Annotated in this window: 12 protein-coding genes and 1 pseudogene; 8 read left to right on the top strand and 5 right to left on the bottom strand. The window is 65.5% G+C overall.

Going from position 1 to position 13316, the window contains the following annotated elements; all coding sequences use genetic code 11:
• Positions 1-127 precede the first annotated feature (127 nt).
• Entirely contained in the window at positions 128-2995 is a 2868-nt protein-coding gene (locus tag JQ632_RS02790; RefSeq protein ID WP_212400740.1) for a valine--tRNA ligase, read from the top strand.
• A gap of 110 nt (positions 2996-3105) precedes the next feature.
• Here the strand turns inward: JQ632_RS02790 and JQ632_RS02785 are convergent, their stop codons facing one another.
• Positions 3106-3708 (bottom strand): DNA-3-methyladenine glycosylase, encoded by a 603-nt coding sequence (locus JQ632_RS02785; RefSeq protein ID WP_212400739.1) that lies wholly within the window; start codon positions 3706-3708, stop codon positions 3106-3108.
• Positions 3709-3838: 130 nt separating this feature from the next.
• Between JQ632_RS02785 and lipA the strand changes: the two genes are divergently transcribed.
• Positions 3839-4795 (top strand): lipoyl synthase, encoded by a 957-nt coding sequence (lipA, locus tag JQ632_RS02780; protein WP_212400738.1) that lies wholly within the window; start codon positions 3839-3841, stop codon positions 4793-4795.
• Between the two features lie 6 nt (positions 4796-4801).
• Positions 4802-5272 carry a type II toxin-antitoxin system RatA family toxin gene (locus JQ632_RS02775; RefSeq protein WP_212400737.1) on the top strand — a complete coding sequence of 157 codons (471 nt, stop codon included), beginning with the start codon at positions 4802-4804 and terminating at the stop codon, positions 5270-5272.
• 15 nt (positions 5273-5287) lie between these two features.
• Here the strand turns inward: JQ632_RS02775 and JQ632_RS02770 are convergent, their stop codons facing one another.
• Entirely contained in the window at positions 5288-5893 is a 606-nt protein-coding gene (locus JQ632_RS02770; protein ID WP_212400736.1) for a class I SAM-dependent methyltransferase, read from the bottom strand.
• Positions 5894-6040: 147 nt separating this feature from the next.
• Here JQ632_RS02770 and JQ632_RS02765 point away from each other — a divergent pair, with 147 nt between their 5' ends.
• Complete coding sequence (locus JQ632_RS02765; RefSeq protein WP_212400735.1) at positions 6041-7276, top strand: hypothetical protein; 1236 nt, start codon at positions 6041-6043, stop codon at positions 7274-7276.
• A 104-nt stretch (positions 7277-7380) separates the two neighbouring features.
• Complete coding sequence (locus tag JQ632_RS40000) at positions 7381-7842, top strand: acyltransferase (protein ID WP_212400734.1); 462 nt, start codon at positions 7381-7383, stop codon at positions 7840-7842.
• 76 nt (positions 7843-7918) lie between these two features.
• Here JQ632_RS40000 and JQ632_RS02755 read toward each other — a convergent pair.
• Positions 7919-8284 (bottom strand): annotated as a pseudogene (locus JQ632_RS02755) (alkaline phosphatase family protein); the annotation flags it as partial.
• Between the two features lie 162 nt (positions 8285-8446).
• Here JQ632_RS02755 and JQ632_RS02750 point away from each other — a divergent pair.
• Positions 8447-9010 (top strand): DUF2478 domain-containing protein, encoded by a 564-nt coding sequence (locus JQ632_RS02750; RefSeq protein WP_212400733.1) that lies wholly within the window; start codon positions 8447-8449, stop codon positions 9008-9010.
• A 62-nt stretch (positions 9011-9072) separates the two neighbouring features.
• On the opposite strand, the gene JQ632_RS02745 is transcribed toward JQ632_RS02750, so the two are convergent.
• Together JQ632_RS02745 and JQ632_RS02740 are read right to left on the bottom strand one after the other, a co-directional pair.
• Positions 9073-9675 carry a CinA family protein gene (locus JQ632_RS02745; RefSeq protein WP_212400732.1) on the bottom strand — a complete coding sequence of 201 codons (603 nt, stop codon included), beginning with the start codon at positions 9673-9675 and terminating at the stop codon, positions 9073-9075.
• Positions 9676-9678: 3 nt separating this feature from the next.
• Positions 9679-10860, bottom strand: a complete 1182-nt coding sequence (locus JQ632_RS02740) for a bifunctional 2-C-methyl-D-erythritol 4-phosphate cytidylyltransferase/2-C-methyl-D-erythritol 2,4-cyclodiphosphate synthase (protein WP_212400731.1) — start codon at positions 10858-10860, stop codon at positions 9679-9681.
• A 272-nt stretch (positions 10861-11132) separates the two neighbouring features.
• On the opposite strand from JQ632_RS02740, the gene dusB reads away from it, so the two are divergent.
• Together dusB and JQ632_RS02730 are read left to right on the top strand one after the other, a co-directional pair.
• Positions 11133-12134 (top strand): tRNA dihydrouridine synthase DusB, encoded by a 1002-nt coding sequence (dusB, locus tag JQ632_RS02735; RefSeq protein ID WP_212400730.1) that lies wholly within the window; start codon positions 11133-11135, stop codon positions 12132-12134.
• Positions 12131-13309 carry a nitrogen regulation protein NR(II) gene (locus JQ632_RS02730; RefSeq protein ID WP_212400729.1) on the top strand — a complete coding sequence of 393 codons (1179 nt, stop codon included), beginning with the start codon at positions 12131-12133 and terminating at the stop codon, positions 13307-13309. The genes dusB and JQ632_RS02730 overlap by 4 nt, the downstream gene beginning before the upstream one ends.
• The last annotated feature ends 7 nt before the right edge of the window (positions 13310-13316 follow it).

Below are 13316 nucleotides of genomic sequence, written 5' to 3'. Positions count from 1 at the left end.
TCCCCGTTCGGCGGCCAGGACCCCGCCGATCCCGTTTGGCCCATTGACGTTTTGCCGCCGCCCCGGACCAGGTCGCCTGACTTGTGGCTGGTTGACTTGGGCCCCGCGCAAGGCTTTTTAGCTGCCCATGATCGAGAAAAACTACCAGCCCGCCGATATCGAAACCCGCATGTCCGTCGTTTGGGAGGACAGCCTTGCATTCAAGGCAGGCCGTCCCGACCGGCGGGACGCCAGCCCCTTCACCATCGTGATCCCGCCACCGAACGTGACGGGCTCGCTGCATATGGGCCACGCGCTCAACAACACGCTCCAGGATATCCTGTGCCGGTTCGAGCGGATGCGCGGCCGCGACGTGCTGTGGCAGCCCGGCACCGACCATGCCGGCATCGCCACCCAGATGGTGGTCGAACGCCAGTTGATGGAGCGCCAGCAGCCCGGCCGCCGCGAGATGGGCCGCGAGAAGTTTCTGGAGCGGGTCTGGGAGTGGAAGGCCGAGAGCGGCGATACCATCATCAACCAGTTGAAGCGGCTCGGCGCCTCCTGCGACTGGTCGCGCGAGCGCTTCACCATGGACGAGGGCCTGTCGAAGGCCGTCATCAAGGTGTTCGTCGAGCTGCACCGCGACGGCCTGATCTACAAGGACAAGCGGCTGGTGAACTGGGACACCAAGCTGCTCACCGCGATCTCCGATCTCGAAGTGCAGCAGGTCGAGGTCAAGGGCAGCCTCTGGTATCTGCGCTATCCGATCGAGGGCAAGAATTTCAGCCCTGACGATCCCTCGACCTTCATCGTCGTCGCCACGACGCGCCCCGAGACTATGCTGGGCGACACCGGCGTTGCCGTGCATCCGGACGACGAGCGCTATCACAAGCTGGTCGGCAAGCACGTGATCCTGCCGCTGGTCGGCCGCAAGGTCGCGATCGTCGCGGACGACTATTCCGATCCCGAGAAGGGCTCGGGTGCGGTGAAGGTGACGCCGGCGCACGACTTCAACGATTTCGAGGTCGGCAAGCGCCACGGCCTGCGCCAGATCAGCGTGCTGGACAAGGAAGGTTGCCTCGACCTCGTCGACAACGAGGACTATCTGCACGGCCTGCCGGAGGGCGCCTCGCAGTTCGCCGAGGAATTCCACGGCGTCGACCGTTTCGCCGCGCGCAAGCGCATCGTCGAGCGCCTCGAAAGCTTCGGCTTCATCGAGCGGATCGAGCCGCACACCCATATGGTGCCGCATGGCGATCGCTCGAACAGCGTGATCGAGCCATACCTGACCGACCAGTGGTACGTCGATGCCAAGACGCTGGCCAAGCCCGCGATCGCGGCGGTGCGCTCGGGCGAGACCGTCTTCGTCCCGAAGAATTGGGAAAAGACCTATTTCGAATGGATGGAGAACATCCAGCCCTGGTGCATCTCGCGCCAGCTCTGGTGGGGACACCAGATCCCAGCCTGGTACGGCCCGGACGGCAAGGTGTTCGTCGCCGAGACCGAGGAAGAGGCCGTCAGCCACGCGCTCGGCTACTACGTCGAGCAGGAGGTCATCACGGAAGAGCAGGGGCACGAGATGGCCCTCGACCGCGACAAGCGCGAGGGTTTCATCACCCGCGACGAGGACGTGCTCGACACCTGGTTCTCCTCCGCGCTGTGGCCGTTCTCGACGCTCGGCTGGCCCGACGATACGCCGGAGGTGAAGCGCTATTACCCGACCAACGCGCTGGTCACCGGCTTCGACATCATCTTCTTCTGGGTCGCCCGGATGATGATGATGGGCCTGCACTTCATGAAGGAGATCCCGTTCTCGACTATCTACATCCACGCCCTCGTCCGCGACGAGAAGGGCGCCAAGATGTCGAAGTCGAAGGGCAACGTCATCGATCCCCTGCACCTGATCGACGAATATGGCGCGGACGCGCTGCGCTTCACGCTGGCTGCGATGGCCGCGCAGGGCCGCGACATCAAGCTCGCCACCAGCCGTGTCGAGGGCTACCGCAACTTTGCGACCAAGCTTTGGAACGCCTGCCGTTTCGCCGAGATGAACAATTGCGCGGTGCCCGACGGCTTTGAGCCCGCGAAGGCCAAGGCGACGCTGAACCGCTGGATCGCGCACGAGACCGCGCACACCACGCGCGAGGTGACGGAGGCAATCGAGGCCTACCGCTTCAACGATGCGGCCGGCGCGATCTACCGCTTCGTCTGGAACGTCTATTGCGACTGGTATGTCGAGCTCGCAAAGCCCGTGCTGCTCGGCGAGGACGGCCCGGCCAAGGCCGAGACCCGCGCCATGGTCGCCTGGGCGCGCGACGAGATCTTGAAGCTGCTGCACCCCTTCATGCCCTTCATCACCGAAGAGCTGTGGGAGGTGACGGCCAAGCGCGAATGCCTGCTGGCCCTGGCGCCATGGCCGCTCAAGCCGGAGCTTTCGGCCGAACAGCTTGCGAGCCTGGCCGCATCGATGCCGGCCGATCCGTTCATGACGCCGGTGATCCTGCCGGTGTTCGACCACGCCGACTTCACGGATCCGGCGGCCGAAGCCGAAATCGGCTGGGTGATCGATCTCGTCACCGCGATCCGCTCGGTGCGCGCCGAGATGAACATCCCGCCAGCGACGCTGACGGCGCTGATTCTGGCCGGCGCCTCTGCCGAGACCAGGGAGCGTGCGCCGCGCTGGATCGACGTCATCAAGCGCATGTCGCGGCTGTCGGACATTTCCTTTGCCGACCGCGCGCCGGACGGCGCCGTGCAGCTCCTGGTGCGCGGCGAGGTGGCCGCGCTGCCGCTCAAGGGCGTCATCGATCTTGCCGCAGAGCGCACGCGTCTCGACAAGGAGATCGCCAAGGCCGACGCGGACATCAAGCGCGCCGAGTCCAAGCTCGCGAACGAGAAGTTCGTCGCCAACGCGGCCGAAGAGGTCGTCGAGGAGGAGCGCGAGAAGCGCGAGGCCGCGCTCGCGCGCAAGGCCAAGCTGCTGGAGGCGATCGAGCGGCTGAAGCAGGTGTCGTGAGGAGACCGTCATTCCGGGATGGTCCGAAGGACCAGACCTCCGAGCGCAATTGCGCTTCGGGGAATCTCGAGATTCCGGGTTCGGCTCTGCGAGCCGCCCCGGAATGACGGTTACCTTGGAAACGGCTTGCTCAAAAACTTCGAGCCCTTCACGCCGTAACGCCAGGGCAGCTCGACCGCTTTGGTGATGCCGATGCGGATGCCGGTTGTGACCTCAACCTCGCCGGTGCGCGCATGCAGCGCGATCGGCGGCCGGTCGAGCGGCAGCGTGTTGTGCGCGATCGTGATGCCGAGCGCCTCCGTCAGCTTTCCCGGCCCCGAACACAGCGCGCGCAGATCGTCGAGATGACGGCGGCGGCGCATGGCTGATATCCCGTGGGTCGGCTCCAGGGCGCGGATCAGCACCGCACTGGCCGAGCCTTCCTCCTCGCAGACGAAGTTCACACACCAGTGGATGCCGTAGGAGCGGTAGACATAGGCAAAGCCGGGCGGGCCGAACATCACCTGGTTCCGGGGCGTTGGACCGTTGTAGGAGTGCGCTGCCGGCTCGGTATGATGATAGGCCTCAACCTCGACGATGATCCCGCCAACTCCGTCCACCAGCATGGTCGCGCCGATCAGGTCGGGCGCGACCTCGCGCACGTTGCGCGCAAAGAAGGCGCGCTTCAGCGGCTTGCCCAGGCGCGGTGTGGAGGGGTTCGATCTTGGAGCCATTCGAGGTAAGAATCGCCTGAGAACTGAGCAGGATATTGCCCATATCTGCCATGTTCCCCGAGCCGGGGCGAGCCGGGTTGCGGCTTGGGTCGATACCGACTAGGTAGGACCTGAACAGACCGGACATCTCATGGTCGTAATCGTCGACACCATTTCGAACCCACAGCGCCCGCGTCACCCCGAAAAGGTGAACCGGCCCGATTCCGCTTCGCCCCCGAAGCCGGACTGGATCCGTGTGCGCGCGCCCAATACCCGCGGCTATGCCGACACCCGCAACATCGTGCGGGCCAACGGCCTGCACACGGTGTGCGAGGAGGCGGGCTGCCCGAATATCGGCGAGTGCTGGGACAAGAAGCACGCGACCTTCATGATCATGGGTGACACCTGCACCCGTGCCTGCGCCTTCTGCAACGTCAAGACCGGCCTGCCCAACGCGCTCGACGCGAGCGAGCCGGAGCATGTCGCCGAGGCGACCGCCAAGCTCGGCCTTGCCCATGTCGTGATCACCTCCGTCGACCGCGACGACCTCGCTGACGGCGGCGCCGAGCATTTTGCCCAGACCATCCGCGCCATCCGCGAACGCACGCCCTCGACCACGATCGAGATCCTGACGCCGGACTTTTTGCGCAAGGACGGCGCACTCGAGGTCGTGGCGGCGGCCAAGCCCGACGTCTTCAACCACAATCTGGAAACCGTGCCCTCGCGCTACCTCACGGTTCGCCCGGGCGCGCGCTACTTCCATTCGATCCGGCTGTTGCAGCGAGTGAAGGAGATCGATCCTACGATCTTCACCAAATCGGGCATCATGGTCGGCCTCGGCGAAGAGCGCCACGAGGTACTCCAGGTGATGGACGATCTGCGCTCCGCCGACGTCGACTTCCTGACCATCGGGCAGTACCTGCAACCGACCCGCAAGCACCATGCGGTGATGCGCTACGTGCCGCCGGACGAGTTCGCCTCCTACGAGAAGGTCGCCTACACCAAGGGATTCCTGATGGTGTCAGCGAGCCCGCTCACCCGTTCGTCGCATCATGCCGGCGATGATTTCGCGAGATTGAGGGCAGCGCGGGCCGCAATCGCGCGCTGAGTTTCCATGCACCGAGTTTCGAGCAAGCACCGCGTCAATCATAGCGCGTCCGAGATGTTTAATCTGGTCGCCGATGTCGAGCGCTACCCCGAATTCGTGCCGCTGTGCAGCGCGCTGAAGGTGCGCCAGCGCCTGACCAAGCCCGACGGCACCGAGGTGCTGGTCGCGGACATGACGGTGTCGTTCAAGCTGGTCAAGGAGTCCTTCACCAGCCGCGTGACGCTCGACCGCGCCAACCTGAAGATTCTGGTCGAATATCTGAGGGGCCCGTTCAGCAATCTGGAAAACCGCTGGACCTTCGAACCGAAAGGCGAGGGCGTCTGCGACGTCGGGTTTTTCCTGACCTACGAGTTCAAGAGCCGCATGCTGGCGATGCTGATGGGCTCGATGTTCGACGCCGCGTTCGCGCGCTTCTCGGCCGCATTCGAGAAGCGGGCCGACGCCATCTACGGCCGGCCGAAGCTGACATCGTCCTGATCGCAGCGCGTACCGCTAATCCGGAATGTCTGCGATCCGCCACAACGCCAGCCGTTTGTCGCGATAGATGCCGCCGGTGTGCAGGCATCTTTCGTCGATGGCATGGACGGGCGGAGCGAAATTGAAGGGCGGCGCCTCGAAATCCAGCGTACGCCAGTCTCCGCAGCGAATGTCGACGTTGTCGGAATGGGCGATGAACGTGGTGGTCAGAAGGTAGAGCGACCCGCTGCGCTTGAAGTTCTGCAAGGCGCGCCACGCCTCGGCGAACGAGAAGTGAACCAGGCAGTCGCGGCACAGGATGACGTCGACCCTCGGCAGGGCGTCGGACGTGATGTCGCCGTGCACGAAGCTGCGCTTCTCGCTCGCATGCTTGGCGTTCGCGGCGATCAGCTCGGGCACGATGTCCCAGCCGATATAGTGCTGCGAGAGAGAGACTTCCTTCATCCAGTTGAAATCGCCGCAGCCGGCGTCGAGCAACGTCCTCGCACCGATCCGGTCGAGCAATGCCGGGATCTCGTCGCGGAACGCTGCCGTGCGCACCACGCCCGATCCAATTCCGGACACGGATTCGGGGTCGCCCCATAAATTGGTGCGATAGGCGTGAACGAAGATGTCCTGCATGCGCAACTCGACAATCCCTTTGCATTATCGCCGCATCAGCTGGTCGAGCAAGCTCCCCCGCGGCAGTGCCGGCCCATCCAATGGTTGCCGTACCCTGCCACATGCACTATGCAGCCGGATGGTCCCGCTTGGAGCGGCAAGTCTCAGATGCGCGTGTTGACCACCAACTGTGCTCTGTCGGGTCGATCCGGCACCGAGGTCGTGACCATCGATCTCGCGTCGGGCCTTCGCCATCGCGGCCACGAGGTTGCGGTGTTTGCGCCGCTGCTGGGGCGGAGTGCCGTAAATCTTCGCGGTCGTGGTGTCACCGTCACCGACAGGCTGGAGGACCTTCCGTGGACGCCTGACATCATCCACGGCAACCACAATCACGTGCTTGCCGCCGCGATGGCACACTTTCCGGCAAGCCCCGGGCTGTTTGTCTGCCACTCCGCGAGCTACTGGTTCGACGGTCCGCCGTCCCTGCCGCGCGTGAGGATGCTGTGTGCGGTCGACGAGGCCTGCCGCGCCCGCGTCGTCGCGGAGACCGGTCGTCTCGCAGGGGAGGTCGTTCTCCTGTTGAACGCAGTCGATACCGCGCTCTTCACGCCGCGCGATCCGCTTCCTGCCAGGCCGGCGCGGGCGCTGCTCCTCGCCAAGAACACCGCCCACGTCGCCGCAGTCCGCGATGCGGCAGGTCAAGCTGGCCTTGCGCTCGACGAAGTCGGCACGGCGTTCGGTCGCGAGATCGAAGACCTGCACGTCCAGTTGAAGCGCTACGATCTGGTGTTTGCGTCCGCGCGCATGGCGCTGGAAGCCATGGCGGTCGGTTGCGCCGTGATCGTGGTGGACGGCCGCGGCCTCGCCGGGCTCGCGACCGCCGCCACCCTGGATACCTGGCGCGAGCGGAACTTTGGGGTCAGCGTTCTGACGCGGCCGATTACGGCGGAGGCGATCGCGACCGAGATCGAGCGCTACGATGCGGCGGATGCAGCCGTCGTATCGCGGCGTATCCGGGATGTCGCGCCGCTCTCCGCCTATCTCGACCGCGTCGAGGCCCTGCACCGCGATATTGTGGCCTCCCCCTGCGAGGCCGATTGCGCCGCGGATTTGCGCGCCACGGGGCTGTTCATGGCACAATGGCTGCGCAGGCTCGGCGAGGGCACGATTCCGGAGAACTTCGATCGGCTCCAGGAGGCCAACAGGTTTGCTGCCGAGCATCGTGCCCTCGTCGACAAGAATGAATCGCTTCGCCGCACTTGCGACGATGCATTGGCCCGGGCGAAGGCCATGGAACTGGAAATCGAGGGCTTGGCGTCGGAGCTTACGCTCTTGCGATCGCCGCTCGATGCGCTGCGCTATCATGCGGCGGCTTGGCGGGAACGCCGGTTCCGCCGTAAATAGCATCAGGAAAACAGCAGGGCTCCGATCGCAGCCGACCGAAGGATCGGACGCGGCGGCGTCCCAATGGGGTGACAGTGATGTCCTCGACGCAGGGACAACATTGCGTGATTGCAGACGATGCCCTGATCGGCGAGGGCACGCGCATCGGCAATTTCGTCTTCATTCGCGACAATACAGTCATCGGCAGGGGTTGCGTGATCGGCTCGTATCTCGACATCGAGGGTGAGGTGCTGATCGGGAACTTCGTGTCGTTGCAAAGTCGCTGCTACATCACGCGCGGCGTCGTCATCGAGGACGAGGTGTTTTGCGGCCCCGGCGTGCTGACCATGAACGACAAGCGCATCACCCATCGACGGCCGTCGCTGACGTTCGTGAGCGCGGCGCCGCGCATTCTGCGAGCCGCGCGGATCGGCGGCGGCGCGGTGCTCTGTCCCGGCGTGACGATCGGAGAGAATGCGCTGGTTGGTGCGGGTTCGGTTGTGACCCGTGACGTGCCCGATCGTACGATCGTGGCCGGCAATCCCGCGATCGCGATCGGAACCGTGCCGGAGGATCAGATCATCTGAGGGGCCAGCTTCACCATTAGTGATGTTGGCAGGGTCCGGTTCGCGGGCCCCGCCACGCCTCTGATTCAGAGGCGGTCTAGTCGTGCAGTCCGCCCTCATCGAGCGCGGTCCGCAGGCTGATCACGTTGGCGTCGCGCGTTCCCAGCGGTTTGAGATTGAAGCGCTCCTCGATCAGCTTGAGGATCGAGGTCGTGTCGTGATCCGCATGGTCTACACCGGACTTGTGAAACCTTTTGGAGACGAGCAACGCGGGAACGCGCGTTCCGGGGCCCCATTGATCATGCGGGGCAAGATGGCGGTGCCGGTTGAAGGGCGCCGGCCGATTGTAAGGCGGGGGCGGAACGTGATCCCATTGCCCGCCGAATTCGTCATAGGTGACCACGATCAACGTGCTGTGCCCGTCGGGTCCCTCGACGACCGCCCTGATCAGATCGACGAGATGGTCGCTGCCATCGGGCTCGCTGGCGTTGAGCGCGTGGTGTCACGCAAGGAACCGATCTTGGGACGCTTGCGGCATTGGCGTGACATTGCGCCAGGACAATGAGGCGGAGTTTCCGCTTCCATATTGTTTCGATTGTCCCCCGTCGCAGTGAGGTGAAACCCGATGCCCGCCACGCAGTCCGCCCCGGCGCCTGAGCGCCCCACATCGCATGCACCCGTCGCTGCGATCGTCTATCACGATGGCGCCTTTCCGGATGCCGCATTCGAGGTGCTGATCGAACGGAGCCGGGCGCGCGGATTGGCGCTTGCGGGCGTGCGGCAGCGCCTCGTATCCACCCGGCCGGATCGCGCGTGCGACGTGCTGCTGGAGGACCTCGGCAGCGGCCGGCTCACCCCGATCTTCGAGGACCGCGGCAACGACGCCGCCGGATGCAGGCTCGACGAAGGGGCCCTGGCGCAGGCGACCGCACGGGTCGGGGAGAATCTGCGGTCGGGGGCGGACCTGCTGGTGCTCAACAAGTTCGGCAAGGCGGAATGCAGCGGCGGCGGCGTGCTCGATCTCATCGCAGATGCGATGGACCGCGGCATCCCGGTCGTCATCGCCGTTCCCCGCAGCAACATCGTAGCCTGGCGCTGCTTTGCGGGTGAGTTTGCCATCGAGCTGCCCGACGATCCGCGCGCAGTCGAGCAATGGCTTGCGGACCTGCCGCGGACAGCAGGATTCTAGATTTTTGTTTTCACGCGTTTTCTTGACGCGAACCGGTATCCACTTCGCTCGAAAACGCCCTGTCAGCCCCGCGGCGGCCGACGCCGCTTCACCGCGTGGCGCCGCGGCGAGCGGGTGACACGCGGGCGCAGGCGGCCCGCGGCTGCGCGACGCGGCTTTGTCGCCGCCTGCGGCCCGCGGGCGAGATCCATCAGCATGCGGAGCGCCTCGACCACGGAGCGGGCGCGGACCGCGCTGCGCCCGATTGCGCCAAACCGATGCTCGCGATGGACGATGCGGCCGTCGCGCGCGGCAACGGCAAAGTGCACGAGTCCGACCGGCTTGCCCGGCGTCGCGCCGCCCGGACCGGCAATGCCCGTGATGGCGACGGCCAGGTCGACGCCGGCGCGTTCCAGCGCGCCGACCGCCATCGCGGTCGCGGTTTCCTTGCTGACGGCGCCGAAATTGAGAAGCGTGCTCGCCTCGACCCCGAGCATGGCGCGCTTGGCATCATTGGAATAGGTGACGAAACCGCGGTCGATCACGTCGGACGAGCCGGGGATGTCGGTCAGCGCGCCGGCGACGAGACCGCCGGTGCAGGACTCGGCGGTGGCGATCGTCAGCTTGCGCATCCGGCACAGGTCGAGCAGCGAGCGGGAGAGGGCGCGTGCGTCGCTGCCGCCCATGGTCTAGAGGCTCCAGGGCAGGCGGATGGTGGCGCTTGCGGTCGCTGCGATACCTTCCTCGCGGCCGGTGAAGCCGAGCCGTTCGCTGGTCGTCGCCTTGACCGCAACACGCGAAATGTCGACGCCGGAGATTTCGGCGATGCGCGCGCGCATGGTGTCGCGCAAGGGGCCGATCTTCGGGCGCTCGCAGATCATCGTCACCTCGAGATTGGCGACGCGGCCGCCGCGCTGCGTGACGCGCTCGATGGCGTATTTCAAGAACTGGTCGGAGGAGGCGCCCTTCCACTTTGGATCGCTTGGCGGAAAGTGCGAGCCGATATCGCCGTCGGCCAGCGCGCCGAGGATGGCGTCGACCAGCGCGTGCAGCCCGACGTCGCCGTCGGAATGAGCGAGGAACCCCTTCGTGTGCGGGACGCGCACGCCGCAGATCATAACGTGGTCGCCCTCGCCGAAGGCGTGCACGTCGTAGCCGGTGCCGGTCCTGATGTCGCCGAGCTGGGCCGCAAGGCGCGCTTCCTCGCGCACGAAATCTTCGGGAGTGGTGAGCTTCATGTTCGCAACATCGCCCTCAAAGGTCGCCACCGTCAATCCCGCCCATTCTGCAATCGCCGCATCGTCCGTGAAATCGCTGCGTCCCTCCCTGGCCGCACGACGATGCGCCTCGAGGATGACGTCGTAACGAAAGGATTGCGGCGTCTGCGCGATTCGCAACCGCGCGCGGTCCGGCGTGCCCTCGACATTGCCGCCGTCGCCGGTCAGCTTGATGGTGTCGGTCACGGGGATCGCAGGGATCGCAGCACCCGTGCGGCTGGCAGCCTCGATCGCGCGCGAGATCAGGGCCTGCGACACGAAGGGGCGCGCCGCGTCGTGGATCAGCACGATGTCGGGCTTATGTTTTGCGAGCGCCTCGAGGCCGGCGAGCACAGACGCCTGCCGGGTCGCGCCGCCATGGGTTGGCGGCTCGTGACGCAGGCCCGAGACGGCGGCCGTGAACATCGCGCTGTCGTCGGGGTTGACCACAGGCTGCACCGCGAACACGTCGGCGTGGCGGCTGAACGATTCCATGGCGCGATAGATCACGGGCAGTCCACCGATCGAGCGATATTGCTTCGGGCCGCCTGCGCCGGCGCGCAAGCCACGCCCGGCTGCGACGAGGACCGCTGCGGTCCGCTCTGTTTTCGCCATTAAAAACTCAATTGATGGTGATGGTCTGGGACAGGAATGATTTGTGGCATGCCTCTAGCACGGTAGGCGCGCAAGACCAGAGGTTTCCCCGGATTGGGGGCAACGCATTTTGCTGCACTGCACTTGCAAGATTCACAGAACTGTCTAAACTGTAGGCATGACGCTTGACTGCACAAGAATTGTGCGCAAGATAGGTTATGGCAGGCGCGATGAGGCGCCGCCTTGTGAACGGAACGTCCGTGACCGGTTCGGTAACATCAGGCGCTAAGCCGTTGAAAATAGGCGATATTGACGTCGCCAATCCGGTTTTCCTGGCGCCAATGTCGGGTGTGACCGATTCACCCTTCCGTCGTTTGACTGCGGAGCTCGGGGCCGGTTTGGTCGTGTCGGAAATGACCGCTAGCGACGAGCTCGCCAACGGCCATCGGATGTCGCGTTTGCGCTGCGAGGCGACCGGGCTCGGCCCGCATGTGGTGCAGCTGGCCGGCTGCGAGGCACATTGGATGGCTGAGGGCGCCCGGATCGCGGAAGCCGCGGGCGCCGACATCATCGACATCAACATGGGCTGCCCGGCCCGCCACGTCACCGGCGGTCAGTCCGGCTCGGCGCTGATGCGCGACCTCGACCATGCCGTCAGCCTGATCGATGCGACCATTGCCGCGGTGAAGGTGCCGGTGACGCTCAAGATGCGGCTCGGCTGGGACGACCGCACCCGCAACGCGCCGGAGCTGGCGCGACGGGCGGAAGCCGCCGGCGTGCAGCTCGTCACCGTGCATGGCCGGACCCGCTGCCAGTTCTACAAGGGCGAGGCGGATTGGGACGCGATCCGCGCCGTGCGCGAGGCGACGACCCTTCCGCTCGTCGTCAATGGCGACATCACCTCCTATGACAAGGCCGTGGCTGCCCTCGAGGCGTCCGGCGCCGATGCCGTGATGATCGGCCGCGGGGCGCAGGGCCAGCCCTGGCTGCCCGGCCAGATCGGCCGGCGCCTGCAGGGTGGGGAGGCAGAGACGGCGCCGACCCTCGGCGAGCAACTCCACTATGTCCGCACGCTCTACGAGGGCGTCTGCGATCTCTACGGCCTGCGCATCGGTCTGCGCCACGCGCGCAAACACCTCGGCTGGGCCCTCGATGTCGCCGCCGATCTCAGCCGCGTGCCCGCCGAGAAGCTCAAGGCCTGGCGCCAGAACATCCTCACCTCGGAGGATCCGCGCGCCGTGCACCGTTCCCTCCAAGATGCCTTCGACGACTTCGCATGGAGCGCTGCTGCATGAGCTCAGCCGCTGAACAGCGTCGGCCGCTTCTGTCCGACAGCGATGCGATCCTGGACGCACTGCCCAATCCCGTCCTCATGATCGGGCCCGACGGCAAGATCGTCGCCGCCAATATCGCGACCGAGGCCTTTTTCGAGATCTCGACGCAGTTCCTGAAGCGACAGTCGTTGAAGGAGCTGGTGCCGTTCGGCAGCCCCTTACTGGCGCTGATCGACCAGGTCCGCTCGTCGAATTCGCCGGTCAACGAATACAAGGTCGATCTGGGCACGCCGCGGATGGGCGGCGACCGCCAGGTCGATCTCCACGTCGCGCCGCTGACCGAGCGGCCCGGCCACATCGTGGTGATGCTGCAGGAGCGCACCATCGCCGACAAGATGGACCGGCAGCTCACCCACCGCAGCGCCGCGCGCTCGGTGATCGCGCTTGCCGCCATGCTCGCGCACGAGATCAAGAACCCGCTCTCCGGCATCCGCGGCGCGGCACAACTGCTGGAGCAGCAGGCGTCTTCGGAAGACCGCATGCTGACGCGGCTGATCTGCGACGAGGCCGACCGCATCGTCACCCTGGTCGACCGCATGGAGGTGTTCGGCGACGACCGCCCGGTGGCGCGCGGCCCGGTCAACATCCATTCCGTGCTCGACCATGTGAAGCGGCTCGCGCAGTCCGGCTTTGCCCGCAACATCCGCTTCATCGAGGATTACGATCCCTCGCTGCCGCCGGTGCTGGCGAACCAGGATCAGCTCATCCAGGTGTTCCTCAACCTCGTGAAGAACGCCGCCGAAGCCGTGGTAGATCTCGGTACCGATGCCGAGATCCAGCTCACCACCGCGTTCCGTCCCGGCGTCCGCCTGTCAGTTCCCGGTCAAAAATCCCGGGTATCCCTGCCGCTCGAGTTCTGCGTCAAGGACAATGGACCGGGCGTGCCGGAAGACCTTTTGCCAAACCTGTTCGATCCCTTCGTGACCACCAAGCAGACCGGCAGCGGTCTGGGCCTGGCGCTGGTCGCAAAAATCGTCGGCGATCACGGGGGCATCATCGAATGCGAGTCTCAGCCGCGCAAGACCACCTTCCGCGTGCTGATGCCGATGTACTCGACGTCAATCAAACACACCGATCACAGCAGCCGTGACGATTCTGCCGGGAAGTCGTCGCCTGCTCCACAGGGGGCAAAATGAGGAATGA

It is taken from the genome of Bradyrhizobium liaoningense (genome assembly GCF_018130955.1).
GTDB classification, from domain to species: Bacteria; Pseudomonadota; Alphaproteobacteria; order Rhizobiales; family Xanthobacteraceae; genus Bradyrhizobium; species Bradyrhizobium liaoningense_C.
This window is presented reverse-complemented; position numbering and strand designations above follow the sequence as displayed.

Coding starts and splice junctions, on each gene's coding strand:
- JQ632_RS02730 (WP_212400729.1), top strand. CDS start 12,131: ATGAGCTCAGCCGCTGAACAGCGTCGGCCGCTTCTGTCCGACAGCGAT.
- JQ632_RS02770 (WP_212400736.1), bottom strand. CDS start 5,893: ATGCAGGACATCTTCGTTCACGCCTATCGCACCAATTTATGGGGCGAC.
- JQ632_RS02745 (WP_212400732.1), bottom strand. CDS start 9,675: ATGGGCGGCAGCGACGCACGCGCCCTCTCCCGCTCGCTGCTCGACCTG.
- JQ632_RS02750 (WP_212400733.1), top strand. CDS start 8,447: ATGCCCGCCACGCAGTCCGCCCCGGCGCCTGAGCGCCCCACATCGCAT.
- JQ632_RS02775 (WP_212400737.1), top strand. CDS start 4,802: ATGCACCGAGTTTCGAGCAAGCACCGCGTCAATCATAGCGCGTCCGAG.
- JQ632_RS02785 (WP_212400739.1), bottom strand. CDS start 3,708: ATGGCTCCAAGATCGAACCCCTCCACACCGCGCCTGGGCAAGCCGCTG.
- JQ632_RS02765 (WP_212400735.1), top strand. CDS start 6,041: ATGCGCGTGTTGACCACCAACTGTGCTCTGTCGGGTCGATCCGGCACC.
- JQ632_RS02790 (WP_212400740.1), top strand. CDS start 128: ATGATCGAGAAAAACTACCAGCCCGCCGATATCGAAACCCGCATGTCC.
- lipA (WP_212400738.1), top strand. CDS start 3,839: ATGGTCGTAATCGTCGACACCATTTCGAACCCACAGCGCCCGCGTCAC.
- JQ632_RS02740 (WP_212400731.1), bottom strand. CDS start 10,860: ATGGCGAAAACAGAGCGGACCGCAGCGGTCCTCGTCGCAGCCGGGCGT.